Annotated in this window: 21 protein-coding genes; 13 read left to right on the top strand and 8 right to left on the bottom strand. The window is 76.9% G+C overall.

Translation table 11 applies throughout. The features are described from left to right. Positions 1-45: 45 nt before the first annotated feature. The 3 genes from HWY08_RS02185 to HWY08_RS02175 form a co-directional block, all read right to left on the bottom strand. Positions 46-1266: an HDOD domain-containing protein gene (locus tag HWY08_RS02185; RefSeq protein WP_176062475.1), complete on the bottom strand. Its 1221-nt coding sequence runs from the start codon at positions 1264-1266 to the stop codon at positions 46-48. 92 nt (positions 1267-1358) lie between these two features. Then, positions 1359-2012 carry a hypothetical protein gene (locus tag HWY08_RS02180; RefSeq protein WP_176062474.1) on the bottom strand — a complete coding sequence of 218 codons (654 nt, stop codon included), beginning with the start codon at positions 2010-2012 and terminating at the stop codon, positions 1359-1361. A 25-nt stretch (positions 2013-2037) separates the two neighbouring features. Continuing rightward, a complete protein-coding gene (locus HWY08_RS02175; protein ID WP_176062473.1) occupies positions 2038-3441 on the bottom strand; it encodes a protein-disulfide reductase DsbD family protein in 1404 nt (467 codons plus the stop codon). A 128-nt stretch (positions 3442-3569) separates the two neighbouring features. Here HWY08_RS02175 and HWY08_RS02170 point away from each other — a divergent pair, with 128 nt between their 5' ends. The 4 genes from HWY08_RS02170 to HWY08_RS02155 are packed head-to-tail and all read left to right on the top strand — an operon-like array spanning position 3570 to position 7994. Next, positions 3570-4778, top strand: coding sequence for an IscS subfamily cysteine desulfurase (locus HWY08_RS02170; protein WP_176062472.1), 1209 nt, complete (start codon positions 3570-3572; stop codon positions 4776-4778). A gap of 58 nt (positions 4779-4836) precedes the next feature. Next, on the top strand, positions 4837-5262 hold the full coding sequence (gene iscU / locus HWY08_RS02165; protein WP_176062471.1) for a Fe-S cluster assembly scaffold IscU: 426 nt from the start codon (positions 4837-4839) through the stop codon (positions 5260-5262). A gap of 8 nt (positions 5263-5270) precedes the next feature. Then, positions 5271-5867: an iron-sulfur cluster co-chaperone HscB C-terminal domain-containing protein gene (locus HWY08_RS02160; protein ID WP_176062470.1), complete on the top strand. Its 597-nt coding sequence runs from the start codon at positions 5271-5273 to the stop codon at positions 5865-5867. Positions 5868-5927: 60 nt separating this feature from the next. Next, a complete protein-coding gene (locus tag HWY08_RS02155; RefSeq protein ID WP_176062469.1) occupies positions 5928-7994 on the top strand; it encodes a TonB-dependent receptor in 2067 nt (688 codons plus the stop codon). 12 nt (positions 7995-8006) lie between these two features. On the opposite strand, the gene hpnR is transcribed toward HWY08_RS02155, so the two are convergent. The 4 genes from hpnR to HWY08_RS02135 form a co-directional block, all read right to left on the bottom strand. Further along, positions 8007-9512 carry a hopanoid C-3 methylase HpnR gene (gene hpnR, locus HWY08_RS02150; RefSeq protein ID WP_176062468.1) on the bottom strand — a complete coding sequence of 502 codons (1506 nt, stop codon included), beginning with the start codon at positions 9510-9512 and terminating at the stop codon, positions 8007-8009. A 114-nt stretch (positions 9513-9626) separates the two neighbouring features. Beyond that, positions 9627-10379 carry an energy-coupling factor ABC transporter ATP-binding protein gene (locus HWY08_RS02145; RefSeq protein ID WP_176062467.1) on the bottom strand — a complete coding sequence of 251 codons (753 nt, stop codon included), beginning with the start codon at positions 10377-10379 and terminating at the stop codon, positions 9627-9629. A gap of 6 nt (positions 10380-10385) precedes the next feature. Continuing rightward, a complete protein-coding gene (cbiQ, locus tag HWY08_RS02140; protein WP_176062466.1) occupies positions 10386-11183 on the bottom strand; it encodes a cobalt ECF transporter T component CbiQ in 798 nt (265 codons plus the stop codon). Next, the gene (locus HWY08_RS02135) at positions 11180-12172 is read right to left on the bottom strand and encodes an energy-coupling factor ABC transporter permease (protein ID WP_209005102.1); all 993 of its coding nucleotides are present in this window, start codon (positions 12170-12172) and stop codon (positions 11180-11182) included. Before HWY08_RS02135 ends, cbiQ begins: the two co-directional genes overlap by 4 nt. A 157-nt stretch (positions 12173-12329) precedes the next feature. On the opposite strand from HWY08_RS02135, the gene hscA reads away from it, so the two are divergent. The 3 genes from hscA to HWY08_RS02120 all read left to right on the top strand — a co-directional run bounded on the left by hscA (position 12330) and on the right by HWY08_RS02120 (position 16474). Further along, positions 12330-14135 carry a Fe-S protein assembly chaperone HscA gene (hscA, locus tag HWY08_RS02130; RefSeq protein WP_176062465.1) on the top strand — a complete coding sequence of 602 codons (1806 nt, stop codon included), beginning with the start codon at positions 12330-12332 and terminating at the stop codon, positions 14133-14135. A 114-nt stretch (positions 14136-14249) separates the two neighbouring features. Beyond that, complete coding sequence (locus HWY08_RS02125; protein ID WP_176062464.1) at positions 14250-14870, top strand: hypothetical protein; 621 nt, start codon at positions 14250-14252, stop codon at positions 14868-14870. Then, positions 14867-16474 carry a lamin tail domain-containing protein gene (locus tag HWY08_RS02120; RefSeq protein ID WP_176062463.1) on the top strand — a complete coding sequence of 536 codons (1608 nt, stop codon included), beginning with the start codon at positions 14867-14869 and terminating at the stop codon, positions 16472-16474. Before HWY08_RS02125 ends, HWY08_RS02120 begins: the two co-directional genes overlap by 4 nt. 45 nt (positions 16475-16519) lie before the next feature. Here HWY08_RS02120 and HWY08_RS02115 read toward each other — a convergent pair whose 3' ends face one another. Beyond that, positions 16520-17209 carry a response regulator gene (locus HWY08_RS02115; protein WP_176062462.1) on the bottom strand — a complete coding sequence of 230 codons (690 nt, stop codon included), beginning with the start codon at positions 17207-17209 and terminating at the stop codon, positions 16520-16522. A gap of 74 nt (positions 17210-17283) precedes the next feature. Here HWY08_RS02115 and HWY08_RS02110 point away from each other — a divergent pair, with 74 nt between their 5' ends. Genes HWY08_RS02110 through HWY08_RS22075 form a run of 6 tightly spaced genes read left to right on the top strand, consistent with a single transcriptional unit; the run spans position 17284 to position 24187 of the window. Next, complete coding sequence (locus HWY08_RS02110; RefSeq protein WP_176062461.1) at positions 17284-17769, top strand: chemotaxis protein CheW; 486 nt, start codon at positions 17284-17286, stop codon at positions 17767-17769. Continuing rightward, positions 17766-18170: a chemotaxis protein CheW gene (locus HWY08_RS02105; RefSeq protein WP_235969407.1), complete on the top strand. Its 405-nt coding sequence runs from the start codon at positions 17766-17768 to the stop codon at positions 18168-18170. Before HWY08_RS02110 ends, HWY08_RS02105 begins: the two co-directional genes overlap by 4 nt. Further along, on the top strand, positions 18163-19401 hold the full coding sequence (locus HWY08_RS02100) for a methyl-accepting chemotaxis protein (protein ID WP_176062460.1): 1239 nt from the start codon (positions 18163-18165) through the stop codon (positions 19399-19401). Before HWY08_RS02105 ends, HWY08_RS02100 begins: the two co-directional genes overlap by 8 nt. Positions 19402-19416: 15 nt before the next feature. After that, the gene (locus HWY08_RS02095; protein WP_176062459.1) at positions 19417-21690 is read left to right on the top strand and encodes a hybrid sensor histidine kinase/response regulator; all 2274 of its coding nucleotides are present in this window, start codon (positions 19417-19419) and stop codon (positions 21688-21690) included. Further along, on the top strand, positions 21687-22712 hold the full coding sequence (cheB, locus tag HWY08_RS02090; protein WP_176062458.1) for a chemotaxis-specific protein-glutamate methyltransferase CheB: 1026 nt from the start codon (positions 21687-21689) through the stop codon (positions 22710-22712). Before HWY08_RS02095 ends, cheB begins: the two co-directional genes overlap by 4 nt. Beyond that, entirely contained in the window at positions 22709-24187 is a 1479-nt protein-coding gene (locus HWY08_RS22075) for a CheR family methyltransferase (RefSeq protein ID WP_176062457.1), read from the top strand. Before cheB ends, HWY08_RS22075 begins: the two co-directional genes overlap by 4 nt. Positions 24188-24194 lie beyond the last annotated feature (7 nt).

Genomic DNA, 24194 nt, shown 5'->3' with positions numbered 1-24194 from the left:
CTTTTATGAGGGTGGGCGGAGGGTGTCAAGGACGCCGGCCGGTCCTCAGGTCGTGGTGGAGCGGAGGAGCTCCTTCCAGATCGCCTGCGTGGGGCCGTTGAGCGCGAACGGCTGCAGGAGCACGGTGTGGCCCTCGCCCTCGGGCCAGGAGAGCTTGGCGGTGGCCCAGCAGGTGAACGGGGGCGTCGACCCGACCTTCAGCTCCATGAGCACGTTCTCCGGGAGGGCGCCCTTCCCGGTGACCATGAGGTTGCTGGTGGCGATGCCCATCGCCTGGTACTCGCGCACCTCGCGGTTCACCGTGACCGTGACCGGGAAGCTCACCGGGGTGGGGCCGCTCAGGAAGTGGTCGGCCGGCTCGGGCTCGATGGCGCTGGGGCCCGCGTCCGTACCGCTCCCCGTCTCGAAGGAGGCGATGAAGGCGGGGAGCTTCTCCAGCACGCGCGTGACCACCTCGCACTCCGGCGCGGTGAGCGCCGAGAGGGCGCCCAGCTCGTCGGCGCCGACGCTGGCGCGGTCGGCGAGGAGGTGCACCACCTCGTCGGTGGCCTGCACCAGCTCCACCATGCGCGGGTCGGCGGCGCCCGCCAGGTCCTCCTGGTGGTGCAGCGACACGACGTCCGAGACGAGCTGCGGCAGCTCCCACTGCGCGGCGAGGACGAGCCCGAGCTCGACGTGATAGCGGTCCACGACCGCCAGCCACTCCTCGAGCGGCTTGCGCTGCACCTCGTCGTGCGCGGCGAGGAGCTCCTCCACGCAGGCGACGGCGATCATCTTCCCGAAGTCGTGCAGGAGGGCGCACACGAACGCCTCCTCCGCGCCCAGCCGGCGCGCGCGCGCCAGCTCCTGCGCCAGCGCCGCCGAGGCGAGCGCCTCGAGCCACACGCGCCGCTTGAGCGCCGAGAGCGGGCCGGGCTTCCGCGCGTGGGCGCCGAGGCCGGAGGCGAGCGCGAGGCGGACCACCTCCTTGGCGCCGATGCGCGTGATGGCGCCGTTGAGGGACGCCACCGCGTTGCCGCGGTTGTAGAAGGCGGAGTTCGCGCAGCGGAGCGCGTCGGCCGCCAGCGCCTGGTCGGACGCGACCAGCTTCGTGAGCTCGTCGAGCCCGAAGTCCTCCTTGCGGACGAGCTCCTCGACCTTCAGCGCCACCGCCGGGTAGGGCGGCACCTTGACGGCGCCGCGCGAGACCAGGTCGACGATGGCGGCGTCGAGGTCGAAGGAGGTGGGGGTGGCGACGACATCCGGGCGCGGCTCGGCGGGCGACATGCCCCCCGGCGCTTCAAGCCGCGTGCCGCCCCCAGGTGCGCGAACCCGCAGCGGTCGACCCCGGGGGTGGCGGCACCCGGGTCCCGGCCGCGTCAGAACAGGCGGTAGGTGAGCAGCGCCGACAGGTCGAGCAGCGTGCGCGGCGAGTCGCCGGCGAACGGCGCGCCGGCGTAGGACCAGAGCCCGCCCACCCCCACCCGCGCCCCGGCCAGGAGGTCGCCCCAGAGCGGCGTCTCGCAGGCGACCGTGCCCTTCACCCCGACCGCGCGCCCGCCCTGGTTCGAGAGGGTGAGGTCGATGCGGCCGTCGAGCGCCGCGGAGAGCGTGACGCGGGCGAAGCGCCGCGACAGCGCCAGGCCCGGCACGGCCTGGATGCCGGTGGCCGAGTGGTTGCTGGAGACCGCCCAGGTGGCGCCCCCGTCCACGTAGAGGCCGGCCCGCGCCCGCCAGGAGACGAACGTCTCGCCGAAGCGCCAGGTGAGCTGCCGGTAGAGGCCGCCCGCGAAGAGCTCGCCGGTGAGCCAGTCGAGCTCGACCTGGGCGCCGAGGTCGTTCGCCTCGTTGAGCCCCTGGGCGTAGGTGCCGGACAGCGTCGAGAAGCCGGCCGTCAGCAAGAGCTCGGTGCCGCCGGCGCCGAGCGTCTCGCCGCCCTGCAGCGACGCGAAGCGCGGCCCCTCCGGGATGAGGCGCGCTTCGGGCACGACGGCCGCGGAGAGCGCCGCGGCGGCGAGGAGGGAGGCGAGCATGGTGCGCGGATGATAGGCGAAGACCTCACCAGCGCGCGAGGCACGCCACGGCGGGCTGCGCGCAGGCGCGGTCCACCGCCTTCATCCGCTTCAGCATGTCGTCCGCGCCGATCACCGCGGTGACGCGCGCCGGGGCGGGCAGCTCCTGGCCGCGGGCGTCGATGAAGAGCACCGTCGGCTGGCCGAGGATGCCGTACTTCTCGAAGACGCGATCCACGGCGGCGCTCACCTTCGGGTCGGCGAGCCGGTCGGCGGAGTTGTCGATCTTGATGGTCACGAACCGCGCCGCCTCCTCGCGGACGCGCGGGTCGCTCCAGGCGGTGCGGTCGAGCTCCTTGCAGGCCGCGCACCAGTCGCCCCAGAAGTCGATGAGGACCGGCTTGCCCTCGGCGCGGGCGCGCGCCAGCCCCGCCTCCTCCTGGTTCACGAGCCAGGCGATGCCCTCGCCGGCCGCCGAGGCCCGGGCGCGCGCGTCGGCCACGCCGCCGGCGTAGAACGCGCTCGCCACCACCAGCGCCACCCCGGCCACCTTGGCGAGGCGCGCGCCGGCGCCGGGGCCGGCCGCGGAGAGCCCGCCGAGCAGCACCCCGGCCGCCGCCGCGCCCGCCGCCACCGCCAGCGCCGCCGGGGCGGGCGAGGCGAGGCCGCGCAGCGCCGGGAAGAGGTCCCGGAGGTAGGCGAGCGCCATGGCGAGCAGCACCACGCCGAAGACGCTCTTCACCGTCTCCATCCACGGGCCGCTCTTCGGCAGCGCGAGCGAGAAGGCCCCGATGAGGAAGAAGAGGAGCCCGATGCCGAGCGCGTACGCGAACATGATGCCGACGCCGTACGCGACCGACCCCTGCGTCGCGACGAACGCGAGCGCCGCCGCCAGCACCGGCCCGGTGCAGGGGGCGGCGATGAGGCCGGCCACGAGGCCCATGGCGAAGGCGCCGGCGCGGCCCGCGCCGCCCACCGAGGAGAGCCGCGCCTGGAGGGAGGCGGGCAGCTGCAGCTCGAAGGCGCCGAACATGGAGGCCGCCATCGCGACGAAGACCGCCGCCACCAGCGCGAGCACCCACGGGCTCTGCATGGCGGACCCGAACGCCTTGCCGGTGAGCGCCGCGGTGGCGCCGAGCGCCGAGTAGGTGACCGCGATGCCGAGCACGTAGAGGCCGGACAGCCCCATGGCCTGCGCCCGCGAGCCGGAGCGGCGCGCGCCGAAGATGGAGACGGTGATGGGGATGAGCGGGTAGACGCAGGGCGTGAGGCTGGTCAGCACCCCGCCGGCGAAGGCGATCGCGAAGGCGAGGAGGGAGCCCTGGGCGAGCTGGTGGCCGAGCCCCAGGTCGGTGGCCGCGCCGGTGGCGCCCGAGGCGGACAGGCTGGGGAGCGCCAGCACGGCGGCGGCGGCGAGGGCGGCCAGGAGGAGTCGGGTCGAGGTGCGCATGCGAGGTCTGGGACGATGGATAGCGCGAAAACCGCCGTGGGGCCGCTCCCTTGTAGAGCAGGGGCGCTTGACCGCCCGGGACGGGGCCGGTAGGACCAGCGTCCTAGGATAGGAGCCGCCCAGGGGCCGTGAAGATTCCCATCTACATGGACTACCACGCCACCACGCCGCTGGACCCGCGGGTGCTGGACGCGATGCTGCCCTTCTTCCGCGAGGACTTCGGCAACGCCGCGTCCAAGAGCCACGCGTTCGGCTGGCGGGCCGAGGAGGCGGTGGAGGCGGCCCGCGCCGAGGTGGCCGGGCTCATCGGGGCCGAGCCGCGCGAGATCGTCTTCACGAGCGGGGCGACCGAGTCGGACAACCTGGCGGTGAAGGGCGCGGCGCACTTCTACCGCGAGAAGGGGCGCCACCTCGTCACCGTGGCCACCGAGCACAAGGCGGTGCTCGACCCCATGCACCGGCTCGAGCGCGAGGGCTTCGAGGTCACGTTCCTGCCGGTGGGCCCGGACGGGCGCGTCGATCCCGACCAGGTGGCGAGGGCGCTCCGGCCCGACACCATCCTCGTGTCGGTGATGGCGGCGAACAACGAGACCGGCACGATCCAGCCGGTGGCCGAGATCGGGCGCCTGACGCGCGCCCGGGGCGTGGTGTTCCACTGCGACGCCGTGCAGGCGGTGGGCAAGATCCCGTTCGACGTGCAGGCGCTCGACGTCGACCTCGCGTCCATCTCGGCGCACAAGGTGTACGGCCCGAAGGGCGTGGGCGCGCTCTACGTCCGGCGCAAGCCGCGGGTCCGGCTCATCGCGGAGATGGACGGCGGCGGCCACGAGCGGGGGCACCGCTCGGGCACGCTCAACGTGCCGGGCATCGTCGGCCTCGGCGCGGCCTGCCGGCTGGCCGCGGCCGAGCTCCAGACGGAGGGCGCGCGCGTGCTCGCCCTGCGCGAGCGGCTCCGCCGCGGGCTGGAGGCGGGCGTCGAGCTCATGACCGTGAACGGCGGCCTCGAGCACCGGCTGCCCGGCAACCTCAACGTCTCCTTCGCCTACGTCGAGGGCGAGGCGCTCATGATGGCGGTGAAGGACGTGGCGGTCTCGTCCGGCTCGGCCTGCACCTCCGCCTCGCTCGAGCCCTCCTACGTGCTGCGGGCCATGGGCGTGCCCGACGAGCTCGCGCACAGCTCGATCCGCTTCGGCCTGGGGCGCTTCACGACCGCGGAGGAGGTCGACTACGCCGTCGCCCTCTTCGCCGCCAAGGTGAAGAAGCTGCGCGAGATGTCGCCCCTGTACGAGATGGCGAAGGAGGGCGTCGATCTCTCGAAGGTGGAGTGGTCGCGCTAGCGCCGTGCACGGGTCGCAGGGCGGGGGCTCGTCCTCCGCCGCTGCGCCGGAGGAGCGGATGAGCGGGTATTCCGAGAAGCTCGTCGACCACTGCGAGAACCCGCGCAACGTGGGCTCGCTCGACAAGGACGACCCGTCGGTCGGGACCGGCCTCGTCGGCGCGCCCTCCTGCGGCGACGTGATGAAGCTGCAGATCCGGGTCGACGAGGCGGGAGTCATCGCCGAGGCGAAGTTCAAGACCTTCGGCTGCGGCTCCGCCATCGCCTCCTCCTCGCTCGTCACCGAGTGGGTGAAGGGGCGGACGCTCGACCAGGCGCTCGCCATCAAGAACACCGCGGTGGCCGAGGAGCTCGCGCTGCCGCCGGTGAAGCTCCACTGCTCGGTGCTGGCGGAGGACGCCATCAAGGCGGCCGTCGCCGACTACCAGCGCAAGCGCGCCGCGGGGGCCGAGGCGCCGCCCCCCGCCGTCGCCGCGAAGTCCTGAGCCGCGCGGTGGCGTGCTGGAGCTGCGGCGCGGAGCTCCCGGGCGGCGAGCGCTGCGCGTCGTGCCAGTCGCTCCAGCCCGCCCCTCCGGGCGAGGACCTGTTCGCGGCGCTGGGCCTGCCGCGTCGCTTCGCGCTCGCCCCGGCCGAGCTCGAGCGCCGCTTCCACGAGCGGGCGCGCGCCGTGCACCCCGATCGCTTCACCCGCGCCCCCGCGCGCGAGCGGCGCATCGCGCTCGAGCGGTCGGCGCGGCTCAACGAGGCGCACCGCCAGCTCGCCGCGCCGCGCCGCCGCGCCGCCTACCTGGTGGCGCTGCTCGGCGGCCCGGGGCCAGAGGCGGCGCCGCTCGAGCCGGCGTTCCTGGCGGAGCAGCTCGACCTGCGCGAGCGGCTCGCCGCCGCGGTGGCGGAGGGCGACGCGGCCGAGGCGGGGCAGGTGGCGCAGGGCCTCGCCGCCCGGCTCGACGCGATCGAGGCGCGGCTCTCCGAGCTGCTCGCGCCCGAGGCGCCGGCGCCCGCCGCGCTCGCCGCCGCCGCCCGCCTCCTCGGCGAGGCGCGGGTGGTCGAGCGGGCGCTGGCGGCGGCGCGCGGCGATGCGGCGCCTTGACGCGCCCGCGGCCGCTCCCGGCCGGTAGCACGTTCCTGGCGAACGTGCTACACGCCGCCGATGTCCCGGCGGGCGCTCCTCCTCGCGGCTCTCGCGCTCGGCGCGGCCCGCGCCGCCGCGCACGAGCCGGCGCGTCCGGAGTTCGGCGAAGAGCTCGTGGTTGAGGGCCATTACCAGGACCGCGTCGGGACGTCCGACGCGGCCAGCGCCGGGAGCTTCACCCGCCAGCTCGTCGAGGATCGCCCGCTGCTCCGGCCGGGCGAGGTGCTGGAGCTCGTCCCCGGGCTCGTCATCACCCAGCACAGCGGCGCGGGGAAGGCGAACCAGTACTACCTGCGCGGCTTCGACCTGGATCACGGCACCGACTTCCAGACGAACCTCGACGGCGTCCCGCTCAACCTCCGCACCCACGCCCACGGCCAGGGCTACACCGACCTCAACTTCCTCATCCCCGAGCTCGTCTCGCGGGTCGACTACTGGAAGGGGCCCTACGACGCCTCGCGCGGCGACTTCGCCTCCGCCGGTGGCGCCGACCTCCACTACGCCGAGGCGCTGCCCTCGAACGTCCTCGACCTCACCGGCGGCACCTACGGCTACGGCCGCGCGCTCCTCGCCGGGACGCAGCACCTGCTCGGCGGCCACCTCACCTACGCCGGGGAGCTCATGTACGAGGACGGCCCGTGGGTCCGGCCCGACGCCTACCGGCGGTGGAACGGCGTGCTGCGGTATGGCCACGACCTCGGGAGCGGGGAGCTCGCGGTCACGGCCATGGCCTACGACGGGCGCTGGAACGGCACCGACCAGATCCCGCAGGGCGCCGTCGCGCAGGGGCGCGTCGGCCGCTTCGGCAGCCTCGACCCCACCACCGGCGGCAGCTCGCACCGGTACAGCCTCTCGGTGAACCTGGAGCAGGAGGTGGGCCCGGGGCGCCTCCAGGCGGTGGCGTACGCCGTGAGGTACGACCTCGACCTGTTCTCGGACTTCACCTACTTCCTCGAGCATCCCGACACGGGAGACCAGTTCGAGCAGCACGACGACCGCTGGACCTGCGGCGCCTCGGCCTCGTGGCGGGTGGCGGGGGAGGTGGCCGGCCTGCCGGCGGAGGCGCGGCTCGGCGGCGAGGCGCGGCAGGACCGCCTCCGGCCGGTGGGCCTCTACCGCACGGACGCGCGGCGGCGCCTCGCCACGACGCGGCAGGACGACGTGGACGAGACGAGCGGCGGCGTCTACGCCGAGGCGGGGCTCCGGCCGCGGCCGTGGCTCCGCGCGGTCGCCGGCGTGCGCTGGGACGCGTACGGGTTCGACGTGCGCAGCAGCGACCCGCGCAACTCGGGCCAGGCGACGGCGGGCCGCGCGTCGCCCAAGGCGTCGCTGGTGTTCGGGCCGTGGGCGCGGACCGAGCTGTTCCTGAACGGCGGGTTCGGCTTCCACTCGAACGACGCGCGCGGGGTGACGACGCACGTCGACCCGGTCGGCGGCGGCGACGTGCGGCCGGTCACGCCGCTCGTGCGGACGCGCGGCGCCGAGCTGGGCGTGCGCAACGACCTCCTGCCTGGGGTGCAGACCTCGCTGGCGCTGTGGGTCCTCGCGCTCGACTCCGAGCTCGTCTTCACCGGGGACGCCGGCACCACCGAGCCGTCGCGGCCGTCGCGCCGGGAGGGCGTCGAGTGGAGCGCCCGCTGGCAGCCCGTGCGCTGGCTGCTCCTCGACCTCGACGTCGCGCTCTCCAGGGCGCGCTTCACCTCTCCGCCCGGCCCCACCGACGACCACCCCGGCGACCACGTCCCGGGCTCGATCGAGTCCGCGGTGTCGGCCGGCGCCTCGATCCACCAGCTCGGACCCTGGTCGGCGAGCGTCTTCCTGCGCTACTTCGGGCCGCGCCCGCTCGTCGAGGACGACGCGGTTCGCTCGCCGGCCTCGGCGCTCTTGAACGCGCAACTCGGCTACCGGGTGGCGGCGCCGCTCCTCCTCACCCTCGACGTGTTCAACGTCCTCGACGCGCGCGTGGACGACGTCGCCTACTTCTACTCCTCCCGCGTCAGCCCCGGCGCGGCGGCCAGCGGCGACGTCCACTTCCACCCCGCCGAGCCGAGGAGCGCCCGGCTCACCGCGTCGCTCACCTTCTGACGGGGCCCGCGATCAGCCCCCGCCGGCAGGCGGCGGGGCGCCGCTCGCGGGCTGGTGGACGTAGAGGCGGGCCGGATCGACCCGCTCCAGCGGCGGGTGCTCGGGCAGCCGGAGCTCGAAGCGGCACGGCGCGGCGTGGTCGGCGCGCAGCGCCGCCGGGTCGTAGACGCCGTTGAACCTCCACAGCATCCTCACGAAGTTGGTCTGCCCGCGCGCGAGCAGGCGCGCGGAGATCCCGGCGGTGGCGCGCAGCGCCGCCCAGCCGAGGTGCTTGCGGGCGAGCACCTGCTGCGTCCGCACCAGCTCCTCGTAGAACCGGGCGAGGGGCAGGCGCGTGGGGACCACCGCGTGCTGCACGTCGAAGAGCCGGTAGTCGCGGGTGGCGAGCTGCCGCGCCTCGGTGTGCCAGGTCTCGGTGCCGGGGTAGGGCGTCGCCACGGTGAGGTGCACGATCTCGGGCACCGCGAGCGCCCACTCGCGCACCGCCGCGAAGCGCCGCTCGTCCCAGGAGGCGTCGGCGATCACGTTGACCGCCACCGTGACCCCGAGCGACCGCGCCACCTCGAGCGCCTCGAAGCTCTTCCCCAGGGTGGTGCGCTTGCGGAGCGAGCGGAGGTCCGCGTCGTCGATCGCCTCGAGGCCGATGAACATGTACTCGAGCCCGAGCCGCTTCCAGTACCGGAACACCTCCTGGTTGCGGACGAGCACGTCGCCGCGCGTCTCGAGGTAGTACCGCTTGCGGATCCGCCGGCGGTCGATCTCCGCCGCGACGGCGTGGCCGTGGTCCGCGTCCACGAAGGCCACGTCGTCCACGATGAAGACGCCGGGTTCGCGGACGCTGGCCAGGTCCTCGGCCGCCCGCGCCGGGCTCACCTTCCGGTAGCTCCGGCCGTAGAAGGTCCAGCCGCTGCAGAAGACGCAGTCCCACGGGCACCCGCGGGTGAGCTCGATCGACGCGCAGGGGTCGAGCACGCCGATGAAGTAGGCGCGGCGCCGCGCCAGGAGCTCGCGCGCGGGCAGCACCTCGTCGAGGCTCGCCAGCAGCGCCGGGGCGGGGCCTTCGCCGGCCGGGGTGCTCACGCCCGGCAGCGCGTGCAGCGCGGAGCGGTCGCGCGCCGCGGCGGCGAGGAGCTGGGGGGCCGTCCGCTCGCCCTCGCCGCGGACGACGCAGTCGATCGCGCCGCCGGCGTGCGCGAGCAGCTCGCGCGCGATGAACGAGGCGCTGTGGCCCCCCGCGAAGACGAAGCACCCGGGCGCGCGCCGCTTCGTCGCCTCGGCGAGCTCGAGCACCTCCGGGACGTTGGCGAGGTAGTTGAGCGAGAATCCGACCGCGTCGGGGCACCAGCCGTCGAGGAGGCGCAGGTAGTCGTCCGGCCCTCGCGTCTGGAGATCCAGCAGCCGGACGTCGTGTCCGGCTTGCTGGAGCGCCCGGGCGACGAGCTCCAGCCCGAGCGGCTCGAGCCGGAGGAAGATCCGCGAGTACATGAGGCCGCTGGGGTGGACGAGGAGCACTCTCACGGGGACCCTCGAGTGAGCGCGTCGCCCCATCCTGCACGGCCGTCGCGGGGGTTGGAGCGGGACTGCGGGTCGCGCCGAAAGAGGCGATCCGGCTCCGGGGCCCGCGCGCGGGGGTCAACCCGGCCGGCAGCGCGGGCAGGCCTGCAGCCGGAGCGGCCGCTCCAGGCGCGCGCTCGCGAGGAGCGCGTCGTCGGCCAGGAGCTCGTCCGACGGTCCGTCGGCGATCACCCGGCCCCCGGAGAGCACCAGCACCCGCCGGCAGACGTCGAGCACGAGGTCGAGGTCGTGGCTGGCGACGATCTTGGTGTGCTCGAAGGCGCGGAGCTGGCCGATGAGCGCGCGCCGCGCCGCCGGATCCAGGTTCGACGACGGCTCGTCGAGCACGAGCACGCTCGGCCCCATGGCGAGCACGGCGGCGATGGCGGCCGCGCGCTTCTCGCCGCCGGAGAGACGGTGCGGCGGGCGGCGGCGCAGGTGGGCCGCGCCGACGCGCCCCAGCGCGTCCACCACCCGCGCCTCCACCTCCGGCTCGGGCAGCCCCAGCTGCCGCGGCCCGAACGCGACGTCGTCCTCCACCGTCGGCATGAAGAGCTGGTCGTCGGGGTCCTGGAAGACGAGCCCGAGCGAGCGGCGCACCTCGCGCAGCGTGCCGGGCGTGACCGGCCAGTCGCCGACCCGCACCGCGCCGGAGGTGGCGCGCAGGACGCCCGCCAGGTGCAGGAGCAGGGTGGACTTGCCGGCGCCGTTGCCGCCCACGAGGCCCACCGACTCCCCGTGGTGGAGCGTGAAGGTGACGCCGTCGAGCGCCGGCGTGCCGTCGGGGTAGGAGAAGCGGAGGTCGGTCACCGAGACGAGGTGGTGGCTCATGGCGTGCTAGAGGAGGCGCTGGAGGGCGGCCGGCAGGTGCCCGAAGCGGCAGCCGGCGAGGAGCGCCGCGGTGGCGGCGCCGAAGGCGAGGTCGGCGCGGGACAGGCGGGCGCGCCGGACGAGCTTCACGGTCCCGTCGAAGCCGCGGCAACGCATGGCGGCGTGGAGGCGCTCCCCGCGCGCCAGGGTTCGCAGGAGGAGCTGCCCGAGCAGGGTGGCCCCGAGCCGCGCCGTGGGGCGCGGGCGATCGGGCGAGCGCAGCGCGTGGGCCCGCCACAGCCGCGCCGCCTCCTCCGAGAGGACGAAGAGGTAGCGGTAGAGGAGCAGGAGCTGCGCCACCAGCAGCCGCGGGGCGCCGAGCCGCTCCAGGCCGGCGCACATCGCGTCGAAGCCGGTGGTGGCGACGAGCACCAGCGCCCCGGAGAGCGCCAGCGCGAACTTGAGGAGGATGGTCGCGAAGGCCACTGTGCCGGCCGAGACGGTGACGCCCGCCACCGCGAGCGCCGGCGCCCGGTCGAGGAGCGGCTCGAAGGCGGCCACGCCGAGCGCGAAGGGAGACGCCAGCGCCAGGCGCAGCAGCACCGGCCGCCAGGGGACGTCGCCCAGCGCGCCGAGCGCGACCGGCCAGGCGGCGAGCGGCACGAGCCGCAGCGCGTCGCCGCGCCCGAAGCTCGCCACCACCGCCACGTAGGCGATCGCGGCGAGCGTCTTCACGCGCGGGTCGAGCCGCGCGGCGGGCGTGTCGCGCGCGGCGAGGCCGTCGAGCGCGCCGAGGTGCGCCAGCGCCGGGCCGGCCGCGCTCATGGCCGGCGCGCGGCGCGGCGGCGCAGGGCGCGCGCGCCGAGGCCGGCCGCGACCACGAACGCGACGCTGAGCCCCACCCCGAGGAGCCCGGCCGCCGAGGTGCCGGCGCGCGGCGCCCCCCAGCGCGACCCGCCGTCCGGCGCGCCGGGCGGCGCGTAGTCGGGCATGACCGCGGTGGCGCGCTGCAGGCGCGCGGCGAGCGCGTGCGCCGCCCCCGCCGCCGGCTGCGGCGCGCCGCTCGCCGCGCGCGCGGCCGCCCACTCGAGGCCGTCCGGCCGGGTGGAGGCGAACCAGGAGAGCGCGCCCGCGGCGACCAGCGCGGCCGTGCCCAGCGCCACCACGCTGCGCGCGCCGCGCGTCCCGGCCGGCGCCAGCTCCGGCCGCGCCCGGCGCACGGCCAGCACGACCGCCGCGGTGACCGCGCCCTCGACGAGGCCGATGGCGAGGTGGATCGACTGCATGAGGAGGAGGAACGGGCCGAACGGCAGGGACGAGATCCCGGAGGCCCGCGTCTCCACCACCACCGCCAGCGCGCCGAGCTGCAGCCCGGCGACCGCCGCCGCCACCGACGCGAGCGCGACCCGCGCCGGCGAGCGCCCGTCGCCGGCGAGCGGGCGCCACACCAGCGGGTAGGCGAGGTAGCTCGCGAAGAAGCCGAGGTTGACGGCGTTGCAGCCGAGCGCGAGCAGCCCCCCGTCGGCGAAGAAGAGCGCCTGCACCGTCAGGACCGAGGCCATCACCACGAAGGCGGCGTGCGGCCCGAGCAGCACCGCCAGGAGCAACCCGCCCCCGAGGTGCCCGGAGGAGCCGGTGCCCGGGATGGCGAAGTTCACCATCTGCGCGGCGAAGACGAAGGCGCCCAGGACGCCCATGAGCGGCAGGCGCTGCTCCTCCTCGCGCTCGAGCCGGCGCGCGGCGTGGCGGGCCACGCCCGCGGCGGTGAGCCAGAGCGCGCCGCCGACCGCCGGCGAGACCAGTGCGTCCGACATGTGCATGCGCGTGCGCCGCACCGGCCCGTCCGGCGGCGGGTGGGGCGGCCCTTCCGTAACACGATCCTGGGCGGCGTGCTACGGCTCGGCGGCCGCCCGGCGGCGCCCGCGGCGGGATGACGCGCCCCGCGCCGGCGAGGTAAGAACGCGCTCCGCCATGGCCCGCGCGATCGGCATCGACCTCGGCACCACGAACTCGCTCGTCGCCAGCGTCGACGCGCGGAACCGGCCGCGGCTCGTCCCGGTGGACGGGGGGCAGCCGCTCCTCGCCAGCGCGGTGCACTACCTGCCGGGCGGGGCGGTCGAGGTGGGCGCGGCGGCCAGGGCGCGCGCCGCCGCGGCGCCGGCCGACGTGGTGCTCTCGGTGAAGCGGCTCATGGGGCGGGGCCCGGCCGACCTCCGGCCGGAGGACCGCGGCGTCTACCGCTTCGACGAGGACGGACACTCCGTCAAGCTGGTGGTGGAGGGCGGGCGCCGGGTCACGCCGGTCGAGGTCTCGGCCGAGATCCTGCGCGTGCTGCGGCGCCGCGCCGCCGAGGCGCTGGGCGGCCCGCCCGGCCCCTGCGTCGTCACCGTCCCGGCCTACTTCGACGAGCGGCAGCGCCAGGCCACCCGCGACGCCGGTCGGCTGGCGGGGCTGGAGGTGGCGCGGCTCCTCGCCGAGCCGACCGCCGCGGCCCTCGCCTACGGCCTCGACCAGCGCCGGCAGGGGCTGTTCGCGGTCTACGACCTGGGGGGCGGGACGTTCGACGTCTCGATCCTGAAGCTCGCCGACGGCGTGTTCGAGGTGCTCTCCACCGCGGGCGACAGCCGGCTCGGCGGCGACGACCTCGACGCGGCCGTGGCGGAGCGCCTGCTCGCGGGGGCGGACCTCCCGCGCACGCCGGAGGTGCTGCGGGGCGCCCGGGCGGCGGCGCAGCGGCTCCGGGAGGCGCTCTCGACGCGCGAGGAGGTGGAGGACGAGCTCCTGCTGGGCGGCGCGCGCGTGGCGGTCCGGCTGGGGAGGGCCGAGCTGGAGGCGCTCCTCGCGCCGGTGGTGGCGCGGACGCTCGCGCCCTGCCGGCAGGCGCTGCGCGACGCCGGGCTCGAGCCGGCGCGGCTCGACGGCGTGGTGCTGGTGGGCGGCGCGACCCGCACCCCGCTCGTGCGGCGGGAGGTGCGGGCGCTCTTCGGCCAGGAGCCGCTCACCGACCTCGACCCCGACGCGGTGGTGGCGCTCGGCGCCGCCCTCCAGGCGGACGCGCTCGACCGCGGCGGGCGCGACGACCTCTTGCTGCTCGACGTCGTGCCGCTCTCGCTCGGGGTCGAGATGCTGGGCGGGGCGGTGGAGCGCCTGGTGCTCCGCAACTCCGCCATCCCCGCCACCGCCACCCAGCAGTTCACGACCCACGCCGACCGGCAGACCGGGATGGTGGTGCACGTGGTGCAGGGCGAGCGCGAGCTGGCGCGCGACTGCCGGTCGCTGGCGCGGTTCACGCTGCGCGGCATCCCGCCGCTCCCGGCCGGGCAGGCGCGGGTGGAGATCACCTACGCGGTGGACGCCGACGGGCTCCTGCGGGTGACGGCGCGCGAGCTCCACACCGGCGTCGAGCAGCGGGTGGAGGTGAAGCCGACGAGCGGGGTCACCGAGCAGGAGGTGGAGGACATGCTCGTCGAGAGCCTGGAGCACGCCGAGGAGGACGTGGTGCAGCGCTTCCTCGCCGAGTGGCGGCTCGAGGGCGAGCGGCTGGCGGGCGCGCTGCGGCAGGGGCTGGCGGAGGACCCCGACCTGCTCGCGGACGGCGAGCGCGAGGCGATCGACGCGCGGCTGGCGGGGCTCGGCGAGGCGCTGCGGGGCGAGGACCCGCGCGCGCTGCGCGCGTGGATCGACGCGGCCGACGCCTCCGCGGCCCCCTTCATGGAGCGGCGCCTCGACCGGTACGTGGGGCGCACGCTGGCGGGGAAGCGGCTCGAGGAGCTCTGAGGCCCGGCGTCCTCCCCGCGGACCTCCCGGCCGCGCCGAGGACGCGCGGCCTCGCGTCCGGCGCTCGGGGCGCGGGTTTCGACGCTGGCAGGGCGCGTGCTTCTGCGCGCGCCCATGCACCTCCTCCTCCCGCTCCTCGCCCTGGCGCTCGGGGGTGGCCCGCCCGCGCACGGTCTCCCGGGGCCTCCTCCCGATCCCGCCGCCGCCGCGCGCGAGGACGCGGCCCGGCTGCTCGGCCTCGCCCTGGCGGGCGAGCCGCGGGTCGAGGCGGTGCAGCGCGCGGCCGAGGCGCGCGCCGCCCCGGGGCGCGCCGAGGCGGACGGCTGGGGCCGGCGCGCCCGGCTGGCCGGGCTCGTGCCCCGGCTGACGGCCGAGTACCGGCACGACGAGCGCAGCTACCGCGTGGTCGGGCTCAGCGCCGGCGCGGAGGTGGACTACCTGCGCTCCATGCCGGGCGACAGCCTCTCGGTCCGCCTGGGCTGGGAGCTCGAGAACCTGGTCTTCGCGCGCGGGGAGCTGGAGGCGGCCGCCGCCGCCGAGCGCGCCGAGGCGAAGCGGCGCGCCGCGTCCGACCGCGCCACGCGGCTCTACTACCAGCGCCTGCGGCTGCGCCTGGCCCTGCTCGCGGCGCCGCCGCGCGAGGGCCGGGCGCGCGCGGAGCAGGAGCTCGAGCTCGACGCGGTGACGGCGGAGCTCGACGGCCTCACCGGCCTCTACGGGGAGGGCGCGCCGTGAGCTGGCGCGCCGCCGCGCTCGCGCTGGTCGCCGCAGGCTGCGCGCCGTCGCTGCCGGCGCCGCTCGTCCGCGTCGAGTCCGCCTCGCCGTCGGGCGCGGTCCCGCCCGACGCGGTGGAGGTCGCGATCGCCTTCACCGGGGCGATCGACGCGGCGGGGCTCGTCGCGGGCCCGCTCCTCGTGCTGTGCCGCCGGGAGGACCTGCGCGCGGTCGCCGCCGCGGCGGAGGCGGCGGAGGGCGCCCCGCCGGACCTGCCCGTCGTGCCGGCGCGGCTGGAGGTGGAGGAGGGCGGGCGCCGCGCCGTGCTGCGGCCGCTCGCGCCGCTCCCGGCCGAGGCGCCCTTCGCGGCGGTGCTCTCGCCGCGGCTGCGCGACGCCGGCGGGCGGCCGGTGCTCGACCCGGAGGGAAAGAGCCGCGCCTTCGCGGTGCTGTTCGAGACCGGGCCCGCCGTGGACCGCACCCCGCCCGCCGCGCGCTGGCTGGAGCCGCCGCACGGGCCCGTCCCGCGCGACCTCGCCGCGCTGCGGATCGCCTTCGACGAGCCGGTCGCCGGCGCGCTGGCGCTCCCGGCCGGCGGCGGCGAGCCCGTCGCGCCGGCGCCCGACGTGCTCGGGCTCGACCTCGCCGCGCCCCTCGCCGCGGGGGCGCTGGCGGTCGACCTGGGGCAGGTGCGCGACGCGGCAGGCAACGCGCCCCTCCCGCTCGAGCCGCTCGAGGTGAGCCGCTGCGCCTCGGCGGGCGCGCCGGCGTGCGGCGGCGCCGAGCTCTCCGCGGCGGAGCTGGGCGTGGAGGTCTCGGCCACGCTCGCGGGGATGGGCCGGCTGGTGGCGGAGGTGTCGGCGCTGCCGGGCGAGCCCGCCTGCGGCAGCGCGCCGGCGGCGCCGGCGGTGGCGCGGGTGCTGGGAGGCGTGGCGGCGTGCCCGGGCTGGGACCCGTGCCAGCCGGCCGCCCGCGCCTGCCCGGCGGCGCTCGCGCTGCGCGGGCTCTGCCCCGGCCGCGCCCTGCGGGTCCGGCTGGCCGGCGAGGATCTGGCGGGGCACCGGGGCGCGTTCGGCGCCTGGCTGCCGGCCGCCGCCCGCCCGCCGCGCCCCGCGCCGGTGCTCTCGGAGGTGCTGGCGGACGCCGACGCGCCCGAGGCGGGCGGCGAGTACGTCGAGGTGGTCAACGTCGGGACCGGCGACGCCGACCTGTCGGGTCTCGTGCTCGCGAAGCGCACCGCCTCCGGGACGGTGGCGCGCTGCACGCTCGGCGCGGCCGAGGGCGGGCCGGTCCCCCCGGGGGGCTACGCCCTGGTGGTGGGAGGCGCCTACGACGGACGGTACGCGCTGCCGCCCGGCACCGCCGTCCACCGCTGCGGCGCGACGGCGCTGGCGGGGGGGCTCGCGAACGATCGGGCGCCGGCCCTGGCGCTCGAGGACGGCGCCGGCGCGGTGGTCTCCTCGGCGGGCTGGGTGGCGCCGGCGCTGCGCTGCCCTTCGGGCGCGCTGGAGCGGGTCCGGCCGGACGCGCCGGACGAGCCGGCGAGCTGGGCCTGCGGCGCGCGCACGCCGGGAGCGTGCAACGCGGCGACGCCGCCCGAGGCGTGCGCGAAGCGGCCGTGGTGAACGGCCGGGTCGCGCGACGCGAGCGAAGCGAGCGCGCAGCGCCCGTCAGCTATTCTCGACGATCCACTTCCCCAGGAACTCGTCCTTGAGGATGAAGCCGTCGGCGCCGCACTCGGCGGCGAGGGCCGCGACCTTCTCCCGGTCCTCGCCCGAGCACAGCACCACCTTGATGGACCTGAAGCGCTCGTTCCTCTTGAGGAAGCGGCAGAACTGTGGCCCGCTCACCTTCGGCATGTTGACGTCCAGGAGGACGAGGTCCGGGCGGGTGGCGCGCTTCAGTACCAGGCTGGTCGCGGTCTCGGCGTCGGGCGCGTAGTCGATGGCGAAGCCGGCCTGCGCCAGCTCCGCCTCGAGCAGCCGGGCGGCGATCTCGCTGTCGTCCACGATGAGGACGCGGCGCTTGCCGCCCACCGCCCGCGCGAAGCGGCGCGCCAGGTCCTCGGTGGGGGCGAGCGGCAGCGCGCCGTCGGCGCCGACCTCGTTCACGAGCGCCGCGAGCTCCTCCGCCGGCGCGTCGCCGACGAGCAGCGTGCGGCCGGCGAACCCGGCGTCGCGCAGCACGGCGATCGCCTGCCGCGCCCTCGCCTCGTCGGCCAGCAGCGCGCCCGCCTCGTCGATGGACGGTGCGAGCAGGTGCGCGTCCGACGCACCCTCGACCTCGTGGCCGGCGAACTCGAGCGCCAGGGTCAGCGCTCCGCGCAGGATGTCGCTCTCGCAGCAGACCAGGATCTTCAAGGGGGCGCTCCAGGCAAGCGACTCAACATACCACCGACTTGCCCGCCCTTCCCAGCCGTGGCGTAATCCCCACCATGTCCGAGGGTCGCGACGCGCCCGACATCCTGAGCGGCGCTGGCGAGGCCCGCCTCTTCTGCGTGCGCCTGCTCGGCGGCCGTTACGCCTTCGAGGCGTCGCTGGTCACCGAGGTGGTCCGGCTCGGACCGCTCACGCGGCTCCCCGCCGCGCCTCCCTTCCTGCCCGGCGTGTTCAGCCACCGGGGCGAGATCCTGCCCGTACTCGACGTGAACCAGCTGCTCGGCCTGCGCCCCCTGCCGCTCGGGGCGGCGACCCGCGCCGCGGTGGTGCGGGCCGGGGCCTGGAAGGTGGCGGTGCTGGCCGAGGCGGTGGAGGGCCTGGTCGAGCTCGACCGCGCGACGCTGCAGGCGCCTCCGGCCGAGGCGCCAGGCGGCGCGGCCGAGTTCCTCTCCGCCGTGGCGCGCGACGCCCGCGGCGAGCTGGCGGTGCTCGACCTCCCGCGCCTGGTCGAGGCGGCGCGCGCCCGGAGCGTCGGCGCGTGAGCTCCGCCCTCCCGCCGCCGGTGCTCGTGTTCCAGGTCGGCCCGCGGCTGTTCGCGGCGCAGGCGGCCGAGGTGGAGCGCATCGGCCCGGCGCTGGCGGGCGCGCCGGACGTCGTGGGCGCGAGCTGCCTCGGGGAGCCCTTCACCGCGCGTCGCGAGCTGGTGGTGCGGGGGGCGGGGGCGGCCCTGGCCGTCGACCTCGTGCTCGGGCTCCGCCAGCCGGGCGCCGCCGACCTGTGCCCGCTCCCGCCGTTCGCGGCAGCCTGTCTCGCCTCGCGCGCGGTGCGCGGGCTCGTCCTCCTCGACGGCGCGCCGACCCCGCTCGTCGACCTTCCCACCCTGCTGCAGGAGGCGCTCCTGCGCGCCGCCGCCCCGTCCCCTGGAGACATGCACCATGCGTGAACCGCGAGAGATCACCCGGCGGCGCCCGGCCAAGGCGCCGCGTGGCGCCGCCGCCCGGACGTCCGGCCCGGACGCCCTGCTCGGCGCGCTGCGGGCGATGGCGGAGGGGAACTACGCCGACGCGCGCGTGCCGGTGCCGCCGCGCGGCCCGGGCCGCGAGCTGGCGCTCGCGCTGCAGGCGGCGGTGGAGCGCGTGCAGGCGGACCTGACGGCGGAGGCGCGCCGCGCCGAGGCGGTCCGGGAAGGAGTGGCCGAGGCCATCGGCGCGCTGGTGAAGCTGGTGGTGAACGGCGATCTCACGGGCGAGCTGCGCCTCTCCGTGGGCGACGCCTCGCTGGCCCCGCTCGTCTCGGGCATCGGCCAGATCGTCCACACGCTCAAGCGGTTCGTGACCGAGATGCGGGAGGCGGCCCTGCGGCTCGCCACCAGCTCCGAGCAGGTGCTGGCGGCGGCGACCCATAGCGAGCGCTCGACCTCGCAGCAGGCGGCCGCCATCCACGAGACCACCGCGACCATGGAGGAGCTCAAGGGCGCCTCGCACCAGATCGCCGAGAACGCGCAGATGGTCGCGACCATCGCCCAGCAGGCGCTCTCGCAGACGCGCCAGGGCGAGGGCTCGATCAAGTCCTTCATGGAGTCGATGGAGAAGGTCCGCCACAACGCGACCGAGGTGGACGACGCCATCGGGAAGCTGTCGCGGCGGGTGGAGCGGATCGGGACCGTGGTGGAGGTGATCGACGAGATCGCCGATCGCTCCGACCTCCTCGCGCTCAACGCCGCGCTGGAGGGCGCCAAGGCGGGCGAGGCCGGGCGCGGGTTCTCCATCGTCGCGGCCGAGATGCGGCGGCTGGCCGAGAACGTCATGGAGAGCACGAAGGAGATCAAGAACCTCATCACCGAGATCCGCGAGGCCACCCACGCCGCCAAGGAGGCGTCGGACGGCAACAAGCGCATGGCCGGCGAGGGCGAGCAGCTCGGCGGCGCCGCCATGGCGCAGGTGGGCGGGATCCTCTCCGGCATCCAGGAGACGAGCGACGCCTCGCGCGTGATCCACCTCGCCACCCAGCAGCAGCGGACGGCCACCGAGCAGGTGGTGCAGTCCATGGGCGAGATCGAGGAGGTGACGCGGCAGGCGCAGAGCGGGTCGAAGCAGGCCACCACCGCCGCCGCCGAGCTCTCCAAGCTGGCCGAGCGGCTGGCGGAGCTGGTGAAGCGCTTCAAGGTCGAGTAGCGGGGGCGGGGGCGCGTGGGCTCGCAGGACGACATCCGGCAGAAGCTCCTGGGCAAGTTCCGGGAGGTCACCGCCGATCGGCTGGAGAAGATCGGCGCCGGCCTCCTGGCGCTCGAGCGCGGCGACGCCGGCGAGGCCGGGGCCGAGGTGGCGCGCGAGCTCCACACGCTGAAGGGCGAGGCCCGGATGCTGGGCTTCTCCGGGCTGGCGCAGGTGGTCCACGCCGCGGAGGACGTCCTGCGCGCCCTGCCGTCCGGGCCCTCCGCCGCGGCCGGGGCGAGGGTGCAGGCGCTGCTCGAGGCGTGCGACGCGGTCCCGCCGCTGCTCGACGGCCCGCCGGACGGGGGCGAGGCGGCGCAGGGGCTGGCGGCGCGGCTCAAAGCGGCGGCGGCCGGTGCCCCGAGCCCGACTCCGGCTCCGACCCCGACCCCGACCGCCACCGTCCCTCCGACCGCGACCGCGACGCCGGCTGTGACTCCGACCCCGAGCTCGGCCGCGACCGCGAACGCCATGGCGGCCGCGGCGGCGCGGCGGGCGCGCGCGGGCGAGGCGAAGTCCTCCCGGCGCCTCGAGCTGCGCGCGCCCACCGGCTCCATCCGCGTGGACGTCGATCGCCTCGACGAGATCGCGGCGCTGTCGGGCGACCTGCTCGTCGAAGGGGCGCGGGCGGAGGGGCGCAGCCGCGAGCTGGCGGCGCTGCTCGCCCGCTGGAGCCGGCTGGCCGATCGCTTCGCGGCGCTGACCGCGCCGGGGGTCCGCGACGTGCCGGCGCTGGCCGGGCGGATCGACGACGACGTCCACCTGCTCCGCTCGGACACCTTCCGCTTCCTGCGCCGGCACTCCGACGCGGTGAGCGCCGTGCACGGCCAGATGGCGCACCTCGCCGAGCGGGTGGGGTCGGCCCGGCTCCTGCCGCTGGCGGGCATCCTGGCGGGCTTCCCGCGCGCGGCCCGCGACCTCGCCCGCGAGCAGGGCAAGGAGGTCGAGTGCGAGGTGAAGGGCGGCGAGGCCGGGGTGGACAAGGCCATCCTGCTCTCGCTCAACGACCCGCTCGTCCACCTGGTCCGCAACGCCGTCGACCACGGCCTGGAGGCCCCCGCCGACCGCGAGCGCGCCGGCAAGCCGCGCGCCGGGCGCCTCGTCATCACCGCGCGCATCGAGGGGGATCAGCTCGCGCTCTCGGTGGAGGACGACGGCCGAGGCCTGGATCCGGAGCGGCTGCGGGCGGTCGCGCTGGCGCGCGCGCTCGCCCCCGCGGCGCAGCTGGCCGCCATGGCCCCCCAGGCGCTGCACGAGCTCATCTTCCTGCCCGGCTTCAGCACGCGGGAGGCCGCTGGCGAGATCTCGGGGCGCGGCGTCGGGCTCGACGTCGTGCGCCGCAAGACGGTGGAGCTGGGCGGATCGGCGGTGGTCGAGTCGGAGCCGGGCCGCTTCACGCGCTTCACGCTCCGGGTGCCCCAGTCGCTCGCGCTCATGAAGGTCCTGCTCCTCCGCCTGGGCGAGGACGTGTACGGCGTCCCGGCCTCGGACGTGGAGAGCGTCGGCCGGCTGGATCCCGCGGCCGTCACCGAGGTGGCCGGGGTGCGCGCCCTCCGGCTGCGCGACCGGCTCGTCCCCATCGTCGCGCTCGGGCCCCTGCTCGGGCTCGACGGGGGGCCGCGCCAGCGCCGCCCGGCGGTGGTCTTCCTGACGCACGGCGCCGACGCCGCCGCGCTGGCCGTGGACGGGCTGGCCGGCGAGCGCGAGGTGGCGGTGAAGGCGTGTGGCGCCTTCCTGGACGGGGCGCGGTTCGTCTCGGGCGCGGCCGCGCTGGAGGACGGCCGGGTGGCGCTCCTCCTCTCCACCCCCGAGCTCATCGCGGCGGCGCGCCGGACGCAGGCGCCGCTCCCCGACGCGCCCGCCGCCGGGCGGCGCAGGCTCCGCGTGCTGCTGGTGGACGACAGCGCCATCGCCCGCGAGGCGGAGGCGGCGCTCCTGCGCGCGCTGGGCCACGAGGTCGAGGAGGCGGTGGACGGCGAGGACGGCTGGCGGCGGCTCGCCGCCGGCCAGCACCAGCTGCTCGTCACCGACGTGCAGATGCCGGTGCTGGACGGCATCGGGCTGACGCGCCGGGTGAAGGGGTCGCCGCGGCTCGCCCGGCTGCCGGTGGTGGTGCTCTCCTCGCTCTCCGCGCCCGAGGACCGGCGGCGCGGCCTCGACGCCGGCGCCGACGCCTACCTGGTGAAGGGCGATCTCGACGCCGCCCTGCTCGCGCAGACCGTGGAGCGGCTGTGCGGGGCGGGGACGTGACGGCGCGCCCCGACCACCGCCTCCGGGTGGTGGTGGCGGACGACTCCGAGCTGGTGTGCGAGGTGCTCGCGCACCTCCTCGGCGGCGAGCACGGCTTCGAGGTGGTCGCCACCGCGCACGACGGCGCGGCCGCGGCCGCCGCGGTCGAGGCGCTCCGGCCGGACGCGGTGACGATGGACCTGCAGATGCCCGGCACCGACGGCTTCGGCGGGATCGCCCGCATCATGGCGGCGACGCCCACGCCCATCCTCGTCCTCACCGGGCGGCCCGAGGAGGCGGTCGGGTTCCGCGCGCTGGCGCTCGGCGCGCTCGACCTCCTGGAGAAGCCCGCCGCCGGCGGCGACCTCGCGGCCTACGGCGCGCGCCTGAGATCGCGGCTGCGGCTCATCGCCGGCGTCCGCGTCATCCGGCACCCGCGCGGCCTGCGCGGGGCGGCGGCGGTGCTCCCGCCGCGTCCGGCGGCGCGCTGCGAGCTGGTGGTGGTGGGCGCCTCGCTGGGCGGGCCGCGCGCGCTGGCGGCGCTCCTGCAGGGGCTGCCCCCCGCGTTCCCGCTGCCGGTGGCGGTGGTGCAGCACATCGCCGACGGCTTCGCCGAGGGGCTCGCCGCCTGGCTCGCCCATGAGGCCGGCCGCCCGGTGCGCGTCGCGCGCGACGGCGACGCGCTGGCGCCCGGGGTGGTGCTGCTCGCGCCCTCGGGGCACCACCTCGAGGTGGGGCCGGGCCGGGTCCACCTCTCCGGCGCGCCGCCCATCGACACCTTCCGGCCCTCGGTCGAGCCGCTGTTCCGCTCGGCCGCGCGCGCCTACGGCCGGAGCGCCTGCGGCGTGATCCTCACCGGCATGGGGCACGACGGCGCCGAGGCGCTGAAGGAGCTCCGGGCGGCGGGCGGCATCACGCTGGCGCAGGACGAGGCCACCAGCGTGGTCTTCGGCATGCCGCGCGCGGCCCTGGAGGCGGGCGCGGTCGACCGCGTCCTCCCGCTCGACGCCATCGCGCGGACGCTGGCCGGGCTGGCGCGATGATCGAGCTCGCCCCCGAGCACCTGCGCGAGCTGGCGGAGCTCCTGCGCGAGCGGGTGGGCCTCTGCGGCCGGGACGGCGGGGACGTCGCCCTGCGGCTGGCCGTGGCGGCGCGCTTCGAGGCGCCGGACCCGCCGGCGGTGGAGGCGGGCCGGTACGTCGAGCACCTCCGGACGGCGGCGGGCGAGGAGGAGCTGCGGCGCCTCCTGCCGCTCGTGACGGTCGGGAAGACCAGCTTCTTCCGCGACGAGCGGCAGTTCGAGGCGCTGCGCGCGCTCCTCCCCGGGCTCCTGGCGGGCGCGCGCGCCGAGCGCCGGCCGCTCGCGATCTGGTCCGCCGGCTGCGCCACCGGCGAGGAGCCTTGGTCGATCGCGATCGCGGCCGCCGAGGCGGGCGCCCGGCCGGGCGAGCTGGAGCTCCTCGCCACCGACCTCAACCCCGAGGCGGCGGCGCGCGCCCAGGCCGGCACCTTCCTCGAGGAGCGGCTGCGCGAGGTGCCGCCGGAGGCGCGGGCGCGCTGGTTCGAGGTGCGGGACGGGCGCGCCGAGGTCGGCCCGGCGCTACGCGCGCTCTTCACCGGGGCGGCCACGCACAACCTCGTCTCCGGCTCCTACCCCCGCCCGGCGCGGGGCGCCTGGGACGTCGTCTTCTGCCGGAACGTCCTCATCTACTTCAGCACCAGCACCACGGTCGGCGTGCTGGAGCGCTTCCGCGCCGCGCTGGCGCCGGGCGGCTGGCTCTTCCTCGGCTACTCGGAGTCGCTGTTCCACCTCTACGACGGGTTCGACCTGGAGCAGGTGGAGGGCGCGTTCCTGTACCGGCGGCCGGGGGGAGCCGAGAGCCCCGCCGCGCCGGTGGCCGCGACCTCGACCTCGACCGGGACCACGACCGCGACCCCGGCCGCGACCGGGACGGCGACCGGGACCGCTGCGGCGATCCCGACCGCGGGCGGCGCGGTCCATCGCCCGGCGGAGGACGTCCTGGCAGAGGCCGCTCAGCTCATGGACCGGGGCCGGTTCATGGCCGCGCGCGACCTCCTGCTCGCCCGGCTCTCGGCCGGCGAGGACGACCTGGGGCTCCGGCTCACGCTGGCGCACCTGCACGACCTCCTGCAGGCCCCGGAGCAGGCCGCCGCCTGCTACCGGGAGGCGGTCGCGCGCGAGCCGCTCCGCGCGGAGCCGCACCTGTTCCTGGGCGTGCACCTCTACGGACGGTCCGACCCGGAAGGCGCCTCGGCCGAGCTCTCCCGCGCGCTCTTCCTCGACCCCGATCTGGCGCTGGCGCACTACTTCCTCGGCCGCTGCCGGGAGGCGCAGCACGACCTGGAGCGGGCGCGGCTCTGCTACCGCAACGCGCTGGCGGCGCACGAGCGCTGCCCGGAGGGCCACCGCCAGCGCTTCCTCGGGCACTACCCCGATCTGCCCCAGGGGGGCGCGTCCTTCGCGCGGGCCGCCCGCTACGCGCTCGAGGCGCTGTGACCGGGGG

Source organism: Anaeromyxobacter diazotrophicus, assembly GCF_013340205.1.
In the GTDB taxonomy this organism is placed as follows: domain Bacteria; phylum Myxococcota; class Myxococcia; order Myxococcales; family Anaeromyxobacteraceae; genus Anaeromyxobacter_A; species Anaeromyxobacter_A diazotrophicus.
The sequence above is the reverse complement of the archived record's forward strand: the minus strand, read 5'-3'. Positions and strand labels throughout refer to the sequence as shown.